We start from the raw sequence: 19,821 nt of genomic DNA on the forward strand, positions 1-19,821 counted from the left end.
ACAGTACTCATGACGCAATCGTCACTTTCCGGCAGCGCGGCCATTGTTGGCCTGGGCGCGACCGAATTTTCGAAAAACTCCGGGCGCACCGAACTGCGTCTGGCGCTGGAGGCCACTCTGGCTGCGTTGAAAGACGCCGGTATTGACCCTTCCGAGGTCGAGGGCTTCAGCTCGTACTCGGTGGATAAAGTGCCGGAATATGAAATCGCCCGGTTGCTGGGGTGCAAGGACGTCAAGTTCTTCTCCCAGGTACCCCACGGCGGCGGTGCTGCCTGCGGGCCGATCATGCACGCAGCCATGGCCGTGGCCACCGGTGTGGCCAAAGTGGTGGTGGTGTACCGTGCCATGAACGAGCGCTCATGGTATCGCTTCGGCAGCGGCAGCTACGGCTTTGCCTCGACCCCGACGTTCGAGAACGTCAACTACGGCTGGTATATGCCCCACGGTCTGCACACGCCGGCATCCTGGGTCGGGATGTTTGCCCAGCGCTACATGCATACCTACGGGGCCACCTCCGAAGACTTTGGCCGCGTAGCGGTAGCCGTACGGGATTTTGCCGCCACCAACCCCCAGGCGTTTTTCTACGGCAAGCCGATCACCCTGGAAGAACACCAGGCTTCGCGCTGGATCTGCGAGCCGCTGCACCTGCTCGATTGCTGCCAGGAATCCGACGGTGCCGTGGCGATGGTGATCACCTCGGCCGAACGTGCCAGGGACTTGCGCCAGAAGCCGGTGATGATCAAGGCCGGTTCCCAGGGCATTACCTCGGGCCAGCAGATCATGACCTCGTTCTACCGCGACGACATCACCGGACTGCCGGAAATGGGCGTTGTCGCCAAAGAGCTGTATCGCCAGTCGGGACTTGGCCCCGAGGCGCTGCAAACGGCGATAATTTATGACCACTTCACCCCGTTTGTACTGCCGCAACTGGAAGAATTCGGCCTGTGCGAACGCGGCGAGGCCAAGGAGTTTATTCGCGCCGGGCACCATGCCCGTGGCGGCAAATTCCCGATCAATACCCATGGTGGGCAACTGGGCGAGGCTTATATCCACGGCATGAACGGCGTGGCCGAAGCGGTGCGGCAGGTGCGCGGCAGCTCGGTCAACCAGGTCGACAATGTCGAGAACGTACTGGTGACGGCCGGCACCGGTGTGCCAACCAGCGGCCTGATTCTGGGAGCAGCCTGAATGTTCGTCGACCTGACGCCAGAACAACATGCCCTGCGTTTGAAGGTGCGGGACTACTTCCAGAACCTGATGACCCCGCAGTTGCGTGAGCAATTGCGCGGCAAAGAGGGCGGCCAGCTGTACCGCGACACCATCCGCCAGATGGGCCGTGACGGCTGGCTGGCGGTGGGTTGGCCCAAGGAACACGGCGGCCAGGGCTATGGCCCTACCGAGCAGTTTATTTTCTTTGAAGAGGCCAATATCGCCGGTGCGCCGTTGCCGTTCGTAACCATCAGCACCGTGGGGCCGGCGTTGATGGCCCACGGCACCGAGCAGCAAAAGGCGCGGTTTTTGCCGGGTATCGCGGCAGGGGAAATCATCTTCGCCATCGGCTACTCCGAGCCGGATGCAGGCAGCGATCTGGCTGCGCTGAAAACCACGGCGCGCCTCGAAGGCGACGCGTTCGTGGTCAACGGCAACAAGCTCTGGACCTCGGGTGCGGAGTCGGCTGACTACATCTGGCTGGCGGCGCGCACCGACGCCGAGCGGCCGCGGCACAAAGGCGTGTCGATCCTGATTCTCGACACCCGCGCGCCAGGTTTTGCCAGCACAGTGATCCCGACCACCAGCATCCCGACGGCGGCCACCTACTACGACAACGTGCGGGTGCCCACCGACATGCTGGTGGGCGAGTTGAATGGCGGCTGGAAACTCATCACGGCACAACTTAACCACGAGCGTCTGGGCCTGGGCGCCTGGTCGGACAAGGTCGTGGGGCTGTTTGGCCGGGTCTTGAAGTGGGCCAATGCAGCCGATGAACGAGGCGTGCGTGCCACCGACAAGGCCTGGGTGCGTGCGGGACTGGCGCAGTGCTACGCGCGGCTGGAAGCCATGCGCCTGATCAACCTGCGCATTGCCGCCGACCTCGAGCGCGACCGCATGGACGTGGCGCTGGCGTCGACCACCAAGGTCTACGGCTCGGAGTCGGGGATCGAGATATTGCGAGTCCTGAGCAACATGGTCGGTGCCGCGGGCTTGATACGCAGCGGTTCACCGGCGGCGCTGCTGCACGGCGAACTGGAGTACGAAGTGCGTGCTTCAGTGACCCTGACCTTTGGCGGTGGCACCAATGAAATCCAGCGCGAGCTGATCGCCCAGTTCGGTTTGGGCATGCCGCGTACCCAGCGTTAAACATTGCCGAAAACCTGTAGCCGCTGGCGAGGTACGAGGCTGCGACAAGGGGCGCAGGCCCTGCAGATCACCGGGGCTGCTGCTCATCCCGTCGCAGCCTCGTACCTCGCCAGCGGCTACAAGAACCGAAAGGTGAAACAACATGAACGCGATTGACCAGTTCAGAGAACAGACCCGCAGCTGGCTTGAGGCCAATTGCCCGCCATCGCAACGCAAGGCCATCCCTGAAGGCGAAATGGTGTGGGGGGCCCGCAAGATGGAGTTCCCCAGTGAAGATGCGCAATTGTGGTTCGAGCGCATGCGCGACAAAGGCTGGTTCTGCCCCGAGTGGCCCGTTGAATACGGTGGCGCCGGGCTGAGTGCGGAGTACAACGCCGTGCTCGAAAGCGAGCTGCGCCGCCTCAAATGCCGCCCGCCGCAAATCAACCTGGGCATCTGGATGCTGGGCCCGGTGCTGCTGGAGTTCGGTACCGAAGAGCAGAAAAAACAGCTGCTGGCACCCATGACCCGTGGAGAGGTGCGCTGGTGCCAGGGCTTCTCCGAGCCCAATGCCGGTTCTGATCTGGCCAGCCTGAAAACATCGGCCCGGGATGCCGGCGATCACTTTGTGGTCGATGGCAGCAAAATCTGGACCTCCTACGGCGACAAGTCGGACTGGATGTACGCTCTGGTGCGCACCGATGCCAAGGCCAGCAAGCACACGGGCATCAGCCTGATCGTACTGGACATGAAGAGCCCCGGAGTCAGCGTTGCGCCGATTGATTTGATCAGCGGCAAGTCGGCGTTCTGTCAGGTGTTTTTCGACGCCGTCAAAGTTCCGAAAAGCCAGTTGATCGGCCCGCTGCACGGTGGCTGGAACCTGGCCAAGCGTCTGTTGCAACACGAACGCAAGGCCATGTCCAAGTTCGGCGAGTTCAGCTTGCCGACCCATTTTCATTTGTTGCCCCTGGTCAAACAGTACTTGCCCGAGGCCACCGGCCAGAGCGAGTCGGCACTGGTTGCACGAGCGGTGGCCACGGCCATGAACGAGCACAGCTACAACCTGACCGTGCAGCGCATGGGCGAAGCCGCCCGCGTCGGGCAGGACGTCAGCGGGCTGATGTCGATCATGAAGCTGGTGCACACCGAACAGGAGCGCGACAAGTTCGAAGTGCTGCTCGATGTCATGGGCTATCAGGGACTGGGCTGGGACCCGGATGCTTTCAGCCCCCAGCAACAGGCAATCACCCGCGGCTGGTTGAACAGCTTCGCCCTGACCATCTCTGGCGGCTCGTCGGAAGTGCAGCTCAACGTTATTGCCAAGCGGGTCCTTGGCCTGCCTGACGTGAAGTAAGGAAACTCACCATGAACCTGCTTTACAACGAAGATCAACGACTGCTGGCCGACAGCGCCGGCGAGTTTCTCGCCGCGCGCAGCCCGGTGTCCCGTCAGCGCGCCTTGCGGGATGAAGCGCAGGTGGACGGCTTTGACCCGCTACTGTGGCAAGACGCGGTGGCGTTGGGCTGGAGTGCAATTCCTTTCCCGGAAAACCTCGGCGGGCTGGATTTTGGCTGCATGGGCCTGGGGCCGATTTTTGAAGCCATCGGTTGTAATCTCAGTGCCACGCCGTTGCTTTCGAGTGTGGTGCTCAGCGGATCGCTGCTGCACCTGCAAGGCAATGCACAGCAGCAGGACCGCTGGCTGTCGGCGACCATCAGCGGGGGGCAGCGGGTGGCGCTGGCGCTGGACGAACAGCCACGGCACAACCCGGCGAAAGTGGCGTTGCAAGCTGTGGCCAATGGCGACGGCTACAGCCTGAGCGGAGATAAATATTTCGTTATCGACGGGGTGGGGGCCGACGCTTATCTGGTGGCGGCACGCACCGGCACGGCAGGCATCAGTCTGTTCCTGCTGCCGGCAGATGCCCCGGGCCTGACCGTCATCCCGTTGCCGCTGATTGACTCGCGCAACCATGCGCGCTTGCAGCTGGATCAGGTACAGGTCGGGGCTGATGCCTTGCTGGGTGCCGCCGGGTCTGCCATGCCGGCCTTGAATATCGCCCTGGATCGCGGCCGCGTGTGTCTGGCTGCCGAGATGCTGGGCATGTCTGAAAAGCTGTTTGAACTGACCCTCGACTACCTCAAGACCCGAGTGCAGTTTGATGTGGCGATAGGCACCTTCCAGTCCCTGCAACATCGCGCGGCGCAGTTGTATGTGGATCTGGCGCTGGCACGCAGCGCCGTGATGGCCGGTCTGGCGGCGCTGGACGACAGCAGCCTGAGCGAGGCCGAGCGTCAGCGCCTGGCCAGCCTGGCCAAGTGGAAGGCCGGGCAGACGGCGATCAAGGTGGCCAACGAGGCGGTGCAGATGCACGGCGGCATCGGTGTCACCGACGAGCTGGATGTGGGCCTGTTTCTCAAGCGTATCCGGGTGGCCCAGGCAACCCTTGGCGATGCCGATTATCACTGCGAGCGCTATGGAGCCCTGGAGCTGGCGCACGCTTGAGCCTGTAGCGGGCAGTTCGAGTCAGGAGAATAACAAGATGAAACTTGAACAATGGCAGAGCGCCTGGCAGCAACTGATTGGTGCCGGCTCGCCTTTTGAAGTACAGACACCCGCCGATGGCGGGCCGAAATTTTTTCGTCATACCGCCGCCAGCGTCTGGGCCGCGATTGATAGCGGGCGCATCCACGGTGACCGTGAATTTCTGGTGTGGGAGCAGCAGCGCCTGACATTCAGCCAGTTTTTCGATCAGGTGGATCGCCTGGCGGGGCAACTGGTCGAGACCTTTGGCTTGCGCAAGGGTGATCGCGTGGCCATTGCCATGCGCAATCAGCCCGCCTGGCTGGTGGCGTTTGCCGCCATCCAGCGTTGCGGTGCGGTGTGTGTACCGCTCAACAGCTGGGGCCTGCGTGACGAACTGTTCCACGGTCTGCAGGACAGCGGCGCATCCCTGTTGCTGTGCGACGAGCCACGCTTGCAGTTGCTCGCCAATGACCTGCGCCAGCAGGGGCTGGCGACCGTGGTGGCGGGGCTGCGCGCAGGCGTGCCGCTGGAGGAGCATTGCCATCGGCTGGAGGACCTGCTGGCAGCCCCGGCGCTGAGCGTGCCGGTACAGTCGGTCAGTGCCAGTGATCCGGCGATGATCCTCTACACCTCGGGCACCACCAGCCTGGCCAAGGGCGTGTTGTCGACCCATGGCGCAGTCTGCCAGGCGCTGGTCGCCCTGGAGTTTCAGGGGGCATTCTGTGCGGTCAGTTCGCCGGAACGCATCAGTGTGGTAATCAATAGCGGCTATGCTCCCGCCACCCTGATGGCGGTGCCGCTGTTCCATGTCAGTGGCCTGCATGCCCAGTTTCTGCTGGCCTTGCGCAGTGGGCGGCGCTTGCTGCTGATGTACAAGTGGGACGTGGAAAAAGCCCTCGACCTGATCCGTGACGAACAATGCACCCAGTTCAACGGTGCGCCGGTGATGATGCAGCAACTGCTGGCTTCGCCACGTTTTGGCAGCTCCGACACTGCGAGCCTATTCGGGCTGGGCCTGGGCGGTGCGGCACCCTCCAGCAGCCTGCTGGACAACCTGACCCGGCGCAAGCCCGAAGCAATCGGTGGCAGCGGCTATGGCCTGACCGAAAGTAATGGCATCTGTGCGGCCCATGGTGGCGACCAGTTCGTCTACAAACCGGCATCGGCCGGGTGGCCTTTGCCGATTGTCGATGTGCGTATCGGTGACAGCCCGGATCGCCCCGTGCCGGCCGGGGTCAGCGGGCTGATCTGGATGCGCTCGCCAACCCTGATGAGCGAATACTGGAACCTGCCCGAAGCCAGTGCGCGGACCCTGTGCGATGGCTGGCTCGACACCGGCGATATCGGCTTGCTGGATGACGAAGGCTTCCTCTACATCACGGATCGCGCCAAGGATCTGATCAATCGCGGCGGCGAGAAAATAGCTGCTGCCGAAGTTGAGTCCTGTGCCTGTGAAATGCCCGGGGTGATTGAAGCGGCAGCATTTGCCGTACCTGATGATGTGCTGGGTGAAGTGGTGTTTCTGGTGGTGCGGGGCGAGCCGGATGCAACCCCAGGCAGCGAAGCCGTGCGCAGTTTTATCGCCCAGCGCCTGGCCAGCTACAAGGTGCCGGCGCAGATCCATGTGCAGCACACACCCTTTGCCCGCAATGCCTCGGGCAAGACGCTAAAAAGTGTGCTCAAGGAACTGCTGGTAACGGCCTGAGTAGTCTCTGTGGACGATGTGCTCGCCGCTGATTGGCGAAGAATGGATGCACACCCCCAGCAAGCCTTATTCGCGTAGGAGGCAATACATGAAAATAACAAGAACAGGCGTAATGCTCGCAGCCGCCATGGCCGTCAACGTGGTCGCCATCGGCACGGCATCTGCTCAGGTATCGCCCGCAGAAGCGGCCAAACTGGGCAAGGAGCTGACCTGTGTAGGGGCAGAGCAGGCGGGTAACGCCGCGGGCACCATCCCTGCGTATACCGGCAAGTACCTGGGCGAAGTGCCGGGTTGGAACCATGTGAAGTTTTCCGGCGACCAGCCGGTTGACCCCTACGCTGCGGAGAAGCCGATTCTGGTGATTACCGCGCAGAACATGGCCCAGTACGAAGACAAACTGACCGAAGGCCAGAAGGCGCTGCTCAAGCGTTATCCGACCACCTACAAGATGAACATCTACACCGGTCACCGTGACTACCGCTACCCGGATTACGTGTGCCAGCGGGTCATGAACAACGCCTTGAACGCCAAGCTGGTCAATGATGGCATGGGCTTTGAAGGGCTGGGACAAGTGCCGTTCCCGATTCCTAAAAACGGCATGGAAGCGCTGTGGAACCACCAGCTGCCGGCCCGTGCCTGGACCGAAGAAAAAACCAGTGACCTGGCCTCCGTGCTGCCCAACGGCAGCATTGGCTGGGGCCGTGCCTATGCCCGCAACCTGGCCATGGCCAACTCGCCTACGGTAGAACCCAGGACTGAAAACAAGCTCCAGGCCATGAGCAACAACATGACCCTCAAGCCGACCCGTGACAACGGCACGCTGAGCATCTCCCACGAACCCTACAACTTCGCCACCGACCCGCGCCAGGCCTGGAGCTACAGCCCTTCGACCCGTCGTGTGCGACTGTTGCCAGGCTACGGCTACGACCAGCCGATGATCGGTACCAATGGCACCATGACTGTGGACGAAGACCGTTTGTATAACGGCTCGCCGGAGCGCTACAACTGGAAGCTGCTGGGCAAGCGCGAAATCTACATCCCGGCCAACGCCTACAAGCCCAACGCAGGTACGGTGAAATACGCTGACATGCTGACGCCCAATCACCCCAATCCGGACTTGATGCGTTATGAGCTGCGCCGGGTGTGGGTGGTTGAAGCCGACCTCAAGGAAGGCTACCGCCACGTATACGGCAAGCGTGTACTGTTCCTCGACGAAGACACCTGGAACTCGGTGCTGGCGGACAACTACGACGCGCGTGGCCAGTTGTGGAAACACGCCATGATCAACTACTACTACCACCCGGACATGAGTGGCTGGCAGGCCGGTTCACAGTTCTTCATGGACTTGAACTCGGGGCAGTACACCGGCTACGGCATGACCAACGAAGCCAAGAAAGGCCCGATCCTCAACGAAGGCAAGTTCACCCCTGACCAGTACACCGCTGATGCGGCGCGGGCGATGGGGAGGTAAACAGCAGGGTTGCAGGTAAAAGCCCCGTCGGTGTAACGCCTGCGGGGCTTTTTCATGGGCTCAGGTCAGTGAGGCAAACGTCATTCCGGTGGCATGGACGACCTGACGCATGGTGCGCAGTGTCGGGTTGCCCTTGGGCGAAAGGGCGCGGTACAGGCTTTCGCGGGAAAGCCCGGCCTTTTCGGCTATTTGTGCCATGCCGCCCCGTGCTTCGACAACATGGCGCAACGCGGTCAGAAAGCTGGCCTGGCCACCTTCTTCATCGAGCTCATCAATGGCGATACGCAGGTATTCAATGGCAAATTCGGGATCCTGGCGGATCATCTCGATAACGGATTCGTCGTGATTCTTGGTTTTGTTCATGGCTTCCTCTTCTGATACTCGTTCCAGCAGCGCACGGCTTTTTCGATATCGGCCTGTTGCTGGCGCTTGTCGCCACCCAGCAGCAGCAACACCAGTTTTTTGCCGTCCCGAGCGTAATACAGCCGATAGCCTGGTCCGTGATCTATACGCAATTCCCATACGCCCTGGCACAGAGCTTTGCAATCACCAAAAGCGCCCGCTGAAAGCCGGTTGACCCGCACGGTGATGCGTGCCTTGGCCGTGCGATCCTTTAAGTGGTCCAGCCACTGCTGGTAAGGGTCGTTACCTGTTTCGCTGAGGTAGTGTCTTATCTCTAGCATTTGAAATGTAGCTTTGAAGCTACCCTTTGGTCAATTATTTTTAACCGCCAAGCACGGCTGTTCGTCAGTGCAGACCCACATTCAATGTGATTGAAGGTGGCCGTGGCAAAGCTAGGGCTGCGGTGTAGCGAGGGCAATTAGGATGGATCGCAAGGTTGTGCAGGTTTTATTACATAGGCGCAATTGCGGCGCAGCGGCAGACCCCGGTAATGCAACACGTCATTGCCGGGGGAGGGGGAGGGTTGTGTCGAAGGGGAGTGATTAATTATGTCTGCGACCAGACGGCCAGTTCGTAGCCATCCAGGTCGGTGAAGTGGAAGCGGCTGCCGCCGGGAAACTTGAATTCAGGTCGGCTGATGCGACCTCCGGCAGCGCTGATGGCTTGCTGAGCCTGGGCCAGGTCGTCGGCGTACAGAATGATCAGCGGGCCACCGGGGCGTACAGGTTCGCCAGTGGTGAAGCCGCCGCTCAGGCGCCCATCGCTGAATTCGCAGTAAGTGGGGCCAAAGTCGGTGAAGGTCCAGCCGAATACGGCGCCATAAAAGGCTTTGCTGCGCGCGATGTCATGGACGTTGAATTCGATGTTGTCGATCCTGTTTTGGCGGTTGTCAGTGGTCACGGGCATCTCCTTATGAGGCTCAAATATAGATAAGTGACTGGCTGAATGCCATGCGGTTCTCATCAGCGCAAGAAGCTCGTAGCCATTGGCCAAAGCAGTCACCCAGCTTGAGTGTTTTGACCATTGTTGCAGAGCCTTCGCAGGGCGATTATCAGCAGGATTTTTCACGGTTCCCATCCTAAAAATAAAGACCGAGGGATTCTGCTGATGCGCGACTATCTGAGTTCGATGACTGATTTTGACTACCAACGCACGGTAGCCGGTGCGCTGGATGGCCATCTGGCAGCGATCAATGCCTGTGTCGAGTGCTGCGACCGTCATGCCTTGCCGGGCCGCATTGCGTTGTTCTGGGAGGGGCGCGATGCCAGCAGCGCGACTTATACCTTCACTCAGTTGCAGGAGCAGGCCGCGCGCTTTGCCAATTTTCTCCTCGCCCAGGGTGTCAAGCAGGGCGACAAGGTGGCAGGTTTGCTGCCACGCAATGTCGAGTTGTTGATCGTCGCATTCGCCGCCTGGCGCATTGGTGCCATCTACCAGCCCCTGTTCACTGCATTCGGGCCAATGGCCATTGAACACCGGCTTAACAGCTCGGGGGCCGTGCTGGTGGTCACCGATGCGGTCAACCGCGTCAAGTTGGACGAGGTCAATGACTGTCCGGCCATTGTCACGGTGGCGGGAGCCAAGGGGCAGGGCCTGGTACGTGGCGACTTCAGTTTCTGGGCAGAGCTGGACAACTACCCGGCTACCTGCGAGCCGGTGATGCTGAGCGGCGAAGATCCGTTTCTGCTGATGTTTACCTCGGGCACTACCGGCCCGGCCAAGCCGCTGCTGGTACCGCTCAAGGCCATCGTTGCATTCCAGAGCTACACCCGTGATGCAGTGGGGCTGCGCCCCGAGGATTCGTTCTGGAACCTGGCAGATCCGGGCTGGGCCTATGGCATTTATTTCGGCATCACCGGGCCACTGTCGATGGGCCACCCGATCACCCTGTACGACGGCCCGTTCACGGTCGAAAGTACCTGCCGGGTCATCAGGAAATACGGTATTACCAACCTGACCGGTTCGCCCACCGCCTATCGCCTGTTGATTGCGGCCGGTGACGCCTTCGCCAGCAAGATCAAGGGCCAGTTGCGCGTGGTCAGCAGTGCCGGGGAGCCGCTCAACCCCGAAGTCATCCGCTGGTTTGCCGATGAACTCAACGTCACCATCCACGACCACTATGGCCAGACCGAAGTCGGCATGGTGCTGTGCAACCATCACGGGCTCGATCATCCGGTGCATATGGGCGCCGCCGGTTTTGCCTCGCCGGGCCACCGCATCGTGGTGCTCGATGACAATCATCAGGAGCTGCCCGTTGGCCAGCCGGGGATTCTGGCGGTTGATCGCAGCCAGTCGCCGATGTGCTGGTTTGGTGGCTACGAAGGCTTCAAGACCAAGGCTTTTGTCGGCAACTATTACCTGAGTGGCGATACCGTGGAGCTGAACCCGGACGGCAGCATCAGTTTTGTCGGGCGCAGCGACGACGTGATTACCACGTCCGGTTACCGCGTCGGGCCTTTTGATGTGGAAAGCGCCCTGATCGAACACCCGGCGGTGGTAGAGGCCGCCGTGGTGGGCAAGCCGGACCGTGAACGCACCGAGCTGGTCAAAGCCTTTGTGGTGTTGAACCCTCAGTATCTGGGGGATGCACAACTGGCTGAAACCCTGCGCCTGCACGTGCGTCAACGGCTGGCTGCCCACGCTTACCCCCGTGAAATCGAATTTGTCAGCGAATTGCCGAAGACACCCAGCGGCAAGTTGCAGCGCTTTATTTTGCGCAATCAGGAAATCGCCAAGGCTGAGCTGGCCGCAAGCGCCAGCGTCTAACTTTCAGGAATCATCATGCAAATCGAAAACAAGGTTTTTATCGTCACCGGTGGTGCATCGGGGCTGGGTGCCGCCACGGCGCACATGCTGGTCAAGGCAGGTGCCAAAGTGATGCTGGTGGACCTGAACGCCGAAGCAGTGGCCGCCCAGGCCCTGGCGTTGGGCGAGCAGGCGCGCAGCGCTGTGGCGGACATCAGCCAGGCAGATGCCGCCCAGGCGGCCGTGGCCGCTACAGTGGCCGCCTTTGGCGCGGTCAACGGGCTGGTCAACTGTGCCGGCATTGTGCGCGGTGAAAAGATCCTCGGTAAAAACGGCCCCCATGGGCTGGACACATTCAGCCAGGTGATCAACGTCAACCTGATTGGCAGCTTCAACATGTTGCGTCTGGCTGCAGCGGCGATTGCCGAAACCACTGCCGATGCCGAGGGCGAGCGCGGGGTGATCATCAACACGGCTTCGGTCGCGGCATTCGACGGTCAGATCGGTCAGGCAGCTTATGCCGCATCCAAGGGCGCGATTGCCAGTCTGACCTTGCCTGCAGCCCGTGAACTGGCACGCTTCGGCATTCGGGTAATGACCATCGCCCCGGGTATTTTTGAAACCCCGATGATGGCTGGCATGACGCCTGAAGTGCGTGCATCGCTGGCCGCCGGTGTGCCATTTCCACCACGCTTGGGCAAGCCTGACGAGTACGCCTCGCTGGTGCGTCAGATTATTGAAAACAGCATGCTCAATGGTGAGGTGATCCGACTCGACGGTGCCTTGCGCATGGCCGCGAAATAAGAGGTGAGATATGACAATCAGCAATGATCCGGTTGTAATCGTAAGTGCTGCGCGTACGCCCATGGGCGGCTTTCAGGGGGACTTCAAGGGCCTGACCGCGCCGCAACTGGGCGCTGCGGCGATCCGTGCAGCGGTTGAACGCGCGGGTGTTGCTGCCGATGGTGTGCAAGAAGTGTTGTTTGGCTGTGTGCTGTCGGCAGGCATCGGCCAGGCACCTGCCCGTCAGGCCGCCCTGGGGGCCGGGCTGGACAAGGGTACCCGTTGCACCACACTGAACAAGATGTGCGGCTCGGGCATGGAAGCGGCCATTCTTGGGCACGACAGGCTGCTGGCCGGCAGTGCCGATGTGGTGGTGGCAGGGGGCATGGAGAGCATGTCCAATGCGCCATACCTGCTTGATCGCGCCCGCAGCGGTTACCGCATGGGCCATGGCCGGGTGCTGGATCACATGTTCCTCGACGGCCTGGAAGACGCCTATGACCGTGGCCGCCTGATGGGGACTTTTGCCGAAGACTGCGCCCATAATTACGGTTTTACCCGTGAAGCTCAGGATGCATTTGCCGTGGCCTCCCTGACCCGTGCGCAGCAGGCCATCAAGGACGGCAGTTTTAGCAGCGAGATCGTCCCGGTGCAGGTGACCGTGGGTAAAGAGCAGCGCCTGATCAGTGATGACGAGCAGCCGCCCAAGGCCAATCTGGCAAAAATTCCAACCCTGAAACCGGCGTTTCGCGAGGGCGGTACGGTGACGGCGGCCAACTCCAGCTCGATTTCCGACGGTGCGGCGGCGCTGGTACTGATGCGTCGCAGCGAAGCGCAAAGACGTGGCCTCAAGCCGTTGGCGGTTATCCACGGCCACGCCGCCTTTGCCGATGAGCCGGGGTTGTTTCCGACTGCACCGGTGGGGGCAATCAAGCGCCTGATGAGCAGCACTGGCTGGGATCTGAATCAGGTCGATCTGTTTGAAATCAACGAAGCCTTCGCTGTGGTCAGCCTGGTAACCATGACTGAGCTGGATATCCCCCACAGCAAGGTCAATATCTACGGCGGCGCCTGTGCGCTGGGGCATCCGATTGGGGCTTCGGGTGCGCGAATATTGGTGACTTTGCTCTCGGCATTGCGCCAGCAAAAGGCTACACGCGGTGTTGCCGCCATCTGCATCGGCGGCGGTGAAGCCACGGCCATTGCCGTGGAATGTCTGTATTAAGGATTTTGTATGCTGCCTACACCCGAACAATTACAAATACGCGAAGCAGCCCGAGAGTTTGCCCAGGAACGCCTCAAACCCTTTGCCGCCGAGTGGGACAAGCAGCATCGGTTTCCTCGTGAGGCAATTGCCGAGATGGCTCAATTGGGATTTTTCGGCATGCTGGTGCCCGAGGAGTGGGGCGGTTGTGACACGGGTTATCAGGCCTATGCCATGGCCCTTGAAGAAGTCGCCGCCGGTGACGGCTCGTGCTCCACGATCATGAGCGTGCATAACTCGGTGGGTTGCGTGCCGATTCTCAAATACGGCAGCGAGGCGCAAAAACAGCAATTTCTGATCCCCCTGGCCAGCGGTGAAATGCTCGGCGCGTTTGCCCTCACCGAGCCGCAGGCCGGCTCCGATGCCAGTGACCTGAAAACCCGAGCCCGCCGCGAAGGCGATCATTACATTCTCAATGGCTGCAAGCAGTTCATTACCTCAGGGCAAAACGCCGGAGTGGTGATCGTGTTTGCGGTGACGGATCCGGCGGCGGGCAAGCGTGGCATTACCGCATTTATCGTACCCACGGATACTCCGGGTTACAGCGTGGCCCGGGTTGAAGACAAACTGGGGCAGCATGCATCGGACACCTGCCAGATTCTGTTTACTGACCTGAAGATACCGGTGGCCAACCGCCTGGGCGAAGAGGGGCAAGGCTACAAGATTGCCCTGGGCAACCTGGAAGGCGGGCGCATCGGTATTGCCGCACAAGCCGTAGGCATGGCCCGTGCAGCCTTTGAAGCGGCCCGCGACTATGCCCGCGAACGCGTGACCTTTGGCCAGCCCCTGGTGGAGCATCAGGCGGTGGCGTTTCGCCTGGCCGATATGTCGACGGAAATCGCCGTCGCCCGGCAGATGGTCCATTACGCTGCGGCACTGCGTGACAGTGGGCAATCGGCGCTGGTCGAGGCCTCGCAAGCCAAGCTGTTTGCATCGGAAATGGCCGAGCGCGTGTGCTCCAAGGCGTTGCAAACCCTGGGCGGTTATGGCTATTTGAGCGACTTCCCGCTGGAACGGATCTACCGCGATGTGCGGGTGTGCCAGATCTATGAAGGCACCAGTGATATTCAGCGCATGGTCATTTCGCGCAATCTTTGAATCGAGGACATTAGCGATGAGCTACGAAACCATTCTGTTGGACATCCATGGGCAAGTGGGCCTGATTACCCTGAACCGCCCCCAGGCGCTGAATGCTCTGAATGCGCAATTGATCCGTGAAGTAAACCACGCGCTGGACAGCCTGGAAGCCGATAACGGGATTGGCTGTATCGTTATCACCGGCTCGAAGAAATCCTTTGCTGCCGGTGCGGACATCAAGGAGATGGCCGACCTGAGCTACCCGCAAATTTATCTTGATGACCTGTTTTCCGACAGCGACCGTGTGGCGGCCAGGCGCAAGCCGATTATTGCTGCAGTCGCGGGTTTTGCCCTGGGTGGCGGTTGTGAACTGGCAATGATGTGTGACTTTATTCTGGCCGGGGACAACGCCAAATTCGGCCAGCCTGAAATCAACCTGGGGGTGTTGCCGGGCATGGGCGGCACACAGCGCCTTACCCGTGCGGTGGGCAAGGCCAAGGCCATGGAAATGTGCCTGAGCGGGCGTTTGATAGGCGCAGAAGAGGCGGAACGTTCGGGGTTGGTGGCCCGTGTGGTGCCGGTGGATGAATTGCTCGACGAAGCGCTGAAGGTAGCGGCCACCATTGCCAAAAAATCCCTGCCGGTGCTGATGCAGACCAAGGAATGCGTCAACCGTGCCTTTGAGGTGAACCTGGCTGAAGGTGTGCGTTTCGAGCGTCGGGTATTCCACGCCTTGTTCGCCACACAGGACCAGAAGGAAGGGATGGCGGCGTTTGTTGAAAAACGCGAGGCGCAGTTCAAGAACCAATAACTGCACATGCCTCTATGTGGGAGCGGGCTTGCTCGCGATAGCCTCAACTCGGTGTGTGAGAAGCACCGAGCCGCCTGCATCGCGAGCAAGCCCGCTCCCACTGGTTGTGAATCAGTTTCTAAAGCAGATAATTCTTCAGCTCCCGCGCAATCACCATGCGCTGAATCTCGCTCGACCCTTCATAAATCTGGGTAATCCGCGCATCGCGGTAGTAGCGCTCCACCGGATAGTCTTCAAGGTAGCCATAGCCACCGTGGATCTGGATGGCTTTGGAGCACACATACTCGGCCATTTCCGAAGCAAACAGTTTGGCTTGCGAAGCTTCTGACAGACAGGGCTTGCCCGCGCTGCGCAGGCGCGCCGCATGCAGGATCAGCAGGCGTGCCGCATTGATGCGGGTCTGCATGTCGGCGAGCATATTGGCCACGCTCTGGTGCTCAATGATCGCCTTGTCAAATTGCACCCGGTCACGGGCGTAACCCAGTGCTGCCTCGAAGGCCGCACGGGCGATGCCCAATGCCTGGGCGCCAATGCCGATTCGCCCGCCTTCCAGGTTGGCCAGGGCAATGGCCAGCCCCTTGCCGCGCTCGCCGAGCATATTGGCTTCAGGCACGCTGCAGCTGTTGAGGGTTACCGCGCAGGTGTCCGAGGCGCGGATGCCCATTTTGTGTTCGGTGCGGTCGACAATAAAACCGGGGGTGGCGGTGGGTACCAAAAACGCCGAAATGCCTTTTTTGCCCAGATCAGGGTCGGTTACCGCAAAGACAATGGCCAGTTTGGCGCGCTTGCCATTGCTGACAAACTGCTTGGCACCGGTAATCACCCATTGACCGTCACGCAACTCGGCGCGGGTGCGCAGGTTATGGGCTTCGGAGCCGGCCTGGGGTTCGGTCAGACAGAAGCAGGCGATGGTCTGGCCGCTGGCCAGCTCCGCCAGCCAGGTCTGTTTTTGTGCCTCGCTGCCGTATTTCAGTATCGGCCCGCAGCCCACCGAATTGTGGATGCTCATCAGGGCGCCGGTAGCGGCATCGCCCGCTGAGATTTCCTCCACGGCCAGGGCGTAGGCGACGTAATCGACATAAGTGCCACCCCATTCCTCCGGCACCACCATGCCCAGCAACCCCAGTTCGCCAAGCTTGGCCACCAGCGCGTCGTCGATCCAGCCGGCTTTTTCCCAGGCCTGGGCATGGGGAGCGATTTCACGCCGGGCAAAGTCGCGAGCCATGTCGCGGATCATCACTTGTTCTTCGCTCAGTTCGATGTCTTGCATGGCTCAGGCTCCCTTGGCGTTGAATGCGGTGAAGAAACTGGCGACATGGGCTGGATCCAGTGCATCCAGGCTGGGCGGGTTCCACTGCGGTTTCTTGTCCTTGTCGATAATCAATGCACGCACGCCTTCCATCAGGTCGCCGCGATCAAACCACTGGCGATCCAGGTGCAGTTCCAGGGCGAAGCATTGCTCAAGGGGCAGCGCTCGGCCACGGCGCAGCATTTCTAGGGTCACGGCCATCGCCAGCGGCGAGCGGGTTTGCAACAGGTCGGCGGTTTCATTGGCCCAGTCGCGGGTTTCCGGGGCTATGACAGCGCGCAGATGGGCGATAATCCGTGGCATGTCGACCTGGGCGAAAACGCTGTCAATCAGCGGGCGCAACCTGGCCAGCGGTGGGTCGGGCAATACGGTTACCGCGAATCGGGCTACCAGCGCGGTCAGGTCATCGATAGGGGATTTTTGCCAGTTGAGGCTGTCGAGGCCCTTGTCCAGTTCAGGCAGTGCGGTGCTTTCCAGATAGCCGTCAGCAAGCCCGCAGTACAAGGCATCGGCAGCGCGGATTTGGACCCCGCTGACGCCCAGGTAAGTGCCCAACTGACCTGGCGTTCGGGTCAGGAAGTAGCTACCGCCAACGTCAGGAAAATAACCGATGCCCACTTCCGGCATCGCCAATTTGCTGCGCTCGGTAACCAGGCGCAGATCCGCGCCTTGCACCAGGCCCATGCCGCCGCCGAGAACGAAGCCGTCCATCAAGGCCACAACGGGTTTGGGGTAGCGGTGCAGGGTCAGGTCGAGGGCATATTCCTCTTCAAAGAACAGGGTATGCAGGGTGTCGTTGTTTTGATAGCTGTCGTACAGCGAGCGTATATCTCCGCCCGCGCAGAAGGCTTTTTCGCCCGCGCCACGCAGTACCACGGCCTTGACTTGCGGGTCTTCGACCCAGGCATCGAGTTGCTGCTGGAGGCTGCGGACCATTTCAAGATTGATGGCATTGAGTCCGCCTGGGCGGTTCAAGGTCAGGTGGCCAATATGGTTGCGGACCTCGGCCAGAACGGTGCTTTGCAGCTGCGCGATATCCGGTGTCGGTGAGGAGGAAACCTGAGCAGTCATCACTAACTCCCTGCTTTATATTATTTTTAAGGGGGTTCACGGGTGAACGATAACCGATGCTAACAGTGCAAATTTGCCCATTACAACCCTGATAAGTGCAGGGTTGCTGTGCATTTTTGCATATTGGGCGTGCAGCAATGCGCGATCTTATTGCGCCAGCCAGCCACCATCGACATTCCATGCCGCGCCCCGTACCTGACTGCCAGCCTCACTGCATAAAAACAGCACCAGCTCGCCCAGTTGCGGCGGGGTGACGAATTCCAGCGAAGGTTGTTTTTCGGCCAACAGGTCGTGCTGCGCCTGATAGGGGTCAATGCCCTGGCTGATGCGCTGATCAATCTGTTTTTGCACCAGCGGCGTCAGCACCCAGCCCGGGCAAATGGCGTTGCAGGTGATATTGCTGGTGGCGGTTTCCAGGCCCACCACTTTGCTCAGGCCGATTACCCCGTGCTTGGCGGCGACATAGGCGGCCTTGCCGACCGAGCCCACCAGGCCATGAACCGAGGCAATATTGACGATGCGCCCCCAGCCGCGCTTGCGCATGCCGGGCAGGGTGAGGCGGGTGCTGTGGAACACGCTGGACAGGTTAATGGCGATGATCGAATCCCAGCGCTCTACCGGGAACTCTTCGACGCTGGCTACATGCTGAATGCCTGCATTGTTGACCAGGATGTCGATGCCGCCGAATTCGCGTTCGGCATAATCGATCATGTCGGCGATCTGCGCCGGGTCGCTGACATCTGCGGGGTGGTGACCTACCCTGACGCCGAACTGTTCGACTTCGGCAATCACTTTGGCCGGATCGCCAAAACCGTTGAGGATCAGGTTGGCTCCGGCCTTGGCCAGGCTCAATGCGATACCCAGGCCGATGCCGCTGGTGGAGCCGGTAACCAATGCAGTTTTACCTGTAAGGCTCATGATCAATTCCTCGGATGCGTCACGACGGATTCGTGAATGAGGAAACGTAGCACGGGGATTTGCCGTTGCCCAAACGAAACGACCCGCCAAAAGGCGGGCCGTCTTCACGCAGCGCGCAGAGGATCAGTCCTGGCGGCTGGTGACTTCCAGCAGGTGGTAGCCAAACTGGGTTTTAACCGGGCCTTGCACCACGTTGATTGGCGCGCTGAACACGACAGTGTCGAATTCTTTAACCATTTGGCCCGGGCCGAAAGAGCCCAGATCGCCGCCCTGACGGCTGGATGGGCAAGAAGAATTGGCCTTGGCAACTTCGGCGAAATCAGCGCCGCCTTCGATTTGGGCTTTCAGTTCGTTGCACTTGTCTTCGGTGGCAACCAGGATATGACGGGCAGTGGCTTTGGCCATGAGGGTGTACTCCTTTCAAGAAAGTGCCGAGCCTACCGGATTCAGTAGGGTTTTTCTCGGCAAAAAGTGCGCTTAGCTATATTTCGTTGCGGGTTTGCCGGTGGGCTTATGCTCCCGCTGCCTTTAGTCGTCTGGCGTGATCGAGGTAATGGGCGACAGGGTCAATGCGTGTGCGGTTCATTCTGGCCAGGTGATTGATGGTGTCCAAGTGGTCCATTGCATAGTCCGAGCCGATCACATGGCCCAGATGCGAGCTGAAACGTCCGACCAGCCCGTCGTTCTGTTTGCTCTCGCGGGTAAAGAAACTGCCAAAGATGCGGCAGGCATTGTGTAGAGGGTCGAGCAGATTTAGCGACTCCGACAACCGTGAGCCCTTGATGATGCCGCTCCATGAGTAATAAAGAACGTCATTGACCTGCTCGGGGCCCATGCCGCCCCATGTGGCGGGCAGGCCCTGGGGGTATTTCAGGTTGAAGGCGGCAACGCCTTCGGTGGTCAGCGCGTTGAGGGCTTCAAGGGCGTGTTGCGGTAATTGCCGGTGGCCGGTGATCGCGGACAGGAAACTGGAAAACGAGGTGGTCAGGGCGGCGGCGACGGTTTCGGGGAGCGATCCGGGCACGAAGGCCTGGCGCAAGCGGTCCGCTGCTTCGGAGCCATGATTCGGTCCGCTGACGGAGGTGACGGAGGCGATCAGAAGGGGGGCCACGGCTGCCGCATAGCGGGCTGTCAGGGCACCCTGGCTGTGGCCGATCAGGTTGACCCGTGTTGCCCCGGTGCGCGAGCAAACCCCGCGTATGTATTCAAGCAGCTGCTCGCCCCGGGTCTCGTTGTTGTTGGCGGCCGAGATGATCGGTACGAAAACCCGGGCGCCCGATCCGCCGAGCGCTTGCTTGATGCCTTTGAAGTAGTTGAATGGGCCTATGCGGCCGAAACCGAAGAGGCCGTGTACCAGTAATATCGGATACTTGGTATTGGCTGAGTCGTCCATGGGCTATTT

19 protein-coding genes are annotated in these 19,821 nt (G+C 60.5%); 11 read left to right on the forward strand and 8 right to left on the reverse strand.

The genetic code is table 11. The features are described from left to right. Positions 1 to 9 precede the first annotated feature (9 nt). The 6 genes from FHL07_RS00125 to FHL07_RS00150 all read left to right on the forward strand — a co-directional run bounded on the left by FHL07_RS00125 (position 10) and on the right by FHL07_RS00150 (position 8,039). Positions 10 to 1,188, forward strand: a complete 1,179-nt coding sequence (locus FHL07_RS00125; RefSeq protein ID WP_095000008.1) for a lipid-transfer protein — start codon at positions 10 to 12, stop codon at positions 1,186 to 1,188. Continuing rightward, on the forward strand, positions 1,189 to 2,358 hold the full coding sequence (locus tag FHL07_RS00130; protein ID WP_095018445.1) for an acyl-CoA dehydrogenase family protein: 1,170 nt from the start codon (positions 1,189 to 1,191) through the stop codon (positions 2,356 to 2,358). A gap of 142 nt (positions 2,359 to 2,500) precedes the next feature. Continuing rightward, positions 2,501 to 3,691: an acyl-CoA dehydrogenase family protein gene (locus tag FHL07_RS00135; protein WP_138737906.1), complete on the forward strand. Its 1,191-nt coding sequence runs from the start codon at positions 2,501 to 2,503 to the stop codon at positions 3,689 to 3,691. 11 nt (positions 3,692 to 3,702) lie between these two features. Beyond that, the gene (locus FHL07_RS00140; RefSeq protein WP_095000011.1) at positions 3,703 to 4,842 is read left to right on the forward strand and encodes an acyl-CoA dehydrogenase family protein; all 1,140 of its coding nucleotides are present in this window, start codon (positions 3,703 to 3,705) and stop codon (positions 4,840 to 4,842) included. Between the two features lie 37 nt (positions 4,843 to 4,879). Continuing rightward, positions 4,880 to 6,568 carry a class I adenylate-forming enzyme family protein gene (locus tag FHL07_RS00145; protein ID WP_130871347.1) on the forward strand — a complete coding sequence of 563 codons (1,689 nt, stop codon included), beginning with the start codon at positions 4,880 to 4,882 and terminating at the stop codon, positions 6,566 to 6,568. A gap of 88 nt (positions 6,569 to 6,656) precedes the next feature. Continuing rightward, a complete protein-coding gene (locus FHL07_RS00150; protein WP_232527576.1) occupies positions 6,657 to 8,039 on the forward strand; it encodes a DUF1329 domain-containing protein in 1,383 nt (460 codons plus the stop codon). A 60-nt stretch (positions 8,040 to 8,099) separates the two neighbouring features. On the opposite strand, the gene FHL07_RS00155 is transcribed toward FHL07_RS00150, so the two are convergent. The 3 genes from FHL07_RS00155 to FHL07_RS00165 all read right to left on the reverse strand — a co-directional run bounded on the left by FHL07_RS00155 (position 8,100) and on the right by FHL07_RS00165 (position 9,341). After that, entirely contained in the window at positions 8,100 to 8,402 is a 303-nt protein-coding gene (locus FHL07_RS00155; RefSeq protein WP_095000014.1) for an addiction module antidote protein, read from the reverse strand. Beyond that, a complete protein-coding gene (locus FHL07_RS00160) occupies positions 8,399 to 8,722 on the reverse strand; it encodes a type II toxin-antitoxin system RelE/ParE family toxin (RefSeq protein WP_095023299.1) in 324 nt (107 codons plus the stop codon). The genes FHL07_RS00155 and FHL07_RS00160 overlap by 4 nt, the downstream gene beginning before the upstream one ends. A gap of 265 nt (positions 8,723 to 8,987) precedes the next feature. Beyond that, positions 8,988 to 9,341 carry a VOC family protein gene (locus FHL07_RS00165; RefSeq protein WP_238705486.1) on the reverse strand — a complete coding sequence of 118 codons (354 nt, stop codon included), beginning with the start codon at positions 9,339 to 9,341 and terminating at the stop codon, positions 8,988 to 8,990. A gap of 207 nt (positions 9,342 to 9,548) precedes the next feature. On the opposite strand from FHL07_RS00165, the gene FHL07_RS00170 reads away from it, so the two are divergent. From FHL07_RS00170 to FHL07_RS00190, 5 genes are read left to right on the forward strand one after another with little or no spacing between them, the layout of a single operon-like run. Next, positions 9,549 to 11,207 (forward strand): AMP-binding protein, encoded by a 1,659-nt coding sequence (locus FHL07_RS00170; protein WP_138737908.1) that lies wholly within the window; start codon positions 9,549 to 9,551, stop codon positions 11,205 to 11,207. Positions 11,208 to 11,222: 15 nt separating this feature from the next. Continuing rightward, positions 11,223 to 11,990 carry an SDR family NAD(P)-dependent oxidoreductase gene (locus FHL07_RS00175; RefSeq protein ID WP_095000018.1) on the forward strand — a complete coding sequence of 256 codons (768 nt, stop codon included), beginning with the start codon at positions 11,223 to 11,225 and terminating at the stop codon, positions 11,988 to 11,990. A gap of 10 nt (positions 11,991 to 12,000) precedes the next feature. Continuing rightward, positions 12,001 to 13,194 (forward strand): acetyl-CoA C-acyltransferase, encoded by a 1,194-nt coding sequence (locus FHL07_RS00180; RefSeq protein ID WP_138737909.1) that lies wholly within the window; start codon positions 12,001 to 12,003, stop codon positions 13,192 to 13,194. Between the two features lie 9 nt (positions 13,195 to 13,203). Continuing rightward, positions 13,204 to 14,331: an acyl-CoA dehydrogenase gene (locus FHL07_RS00185; protein WP_095021148.1), complete on the forward strand. Its 1,128-nt coding sequence runs from the start codon at positions 13,204 to 13,206 to the stop codon at positions 14,329 to 14,331. A 16-nt stretch (positions 14,332 to 14,347) separates the two neighbouring features. Further along, positions 14,348 to 15,121: an enoyl-CoA hydratase gene (locus FHL07_RS00190; RefSeq protein ID WP_095026169.1), complete on the forward strand. Its 774-nt coding sequence runs from the start codon at positions 14,348 to 14,350 to the stop codon at positions 15,119 to 15,121. Positions 15,122 to 15,239: 118 nt separating this feature from the next. Here FHL07_RS00190 and FHL07_RS00195 read toward each other — a convergent pair whose 3' ends face one another. The 5 genes from FHL07_RS00195 to FHL07_RS00215 all read right to left on the reverse strand — a co-directional run bounded on the left by FHL07_RS00195 (position 15,240) and on the right by FHL07_RS00215 (position 19,812). After that, positions 15,240 to 16,391, reverse strand: a complete 1,152-nt coding sequence (locus FHL07_RS00195; protein ID WP_095000022.1) for an acyl-CoA dehydrogenase family protein — start codon at positions 16,389 to 16,391, stop codon at positions 15,240 to 15,242. A 3-nt stretch (positions 16,392 to 16,394) separates the two neighbouring features. Beyond that, on the reverse strand, positions 16,395 to 17,501 hold the full coding sequence (locus FHL07_RS00200; RefSeq protein WP_095000023.1) for an enoyl-CoA hydratase/isomerase family protein: 1,107 nt from the start codon (positions 17,499 to 17,501) through the stop codon (positions 16,395 to 16,397). A 147-nt stretch (positions 17,502 to 17,648) separates the two neighbouring features. Beyond that, positions 17,649 to 18,419 carry a 3-hydroxybutyrate dehydrogenase gene (locus FHL07_RS00205; RefSeq protein WP_186348372.1) on the reverse strand — a complete coding sequence of 257 codons (771 nt, stop codon included), beginning with the start codon at positions 18,417 to 18,419 and terminating at the stop codon, positions 17,649 to 17,651. Positions 18,420 to 18,542: 123 nt separating this feature from the next. Continuing rightward, a complete protein-coding gene (locus FHL07_RS00210; RefSeq protein WP_016781241.1) occupies positions 18,543 to 18,824 on the reverse strand; it encodes a peptidylprolyl isomerase in 282 nt (93 codons plus the stop codon). A gap of 106 nt (positions 18,825 to 18,930) precedes the next feature. Further along, positions 18,931 to 19,812: an esterase/lipase family protein gene (locus FHL07_RS00215; protein WP_095000024.1), complete on the reverse strand. Its 882-nt coding sequence runs from the start codon at positions 19,810 to 19,812 to the stop codon at positions 18,931 to 18,933. Positions 19,813 to 19,821: the final 9 nt, after the last annotated feature.

The organism is Pseudomonas sp. FSL W7-0098 (assembly GCF_005930585.1).
GTDB lineage: Bacteria > Pseudomonadota > Gammaproteobacteria > Pseudomonadales > Pseudomonadaceae > Aquipseudomonas > Aquipseudomonas bubulae.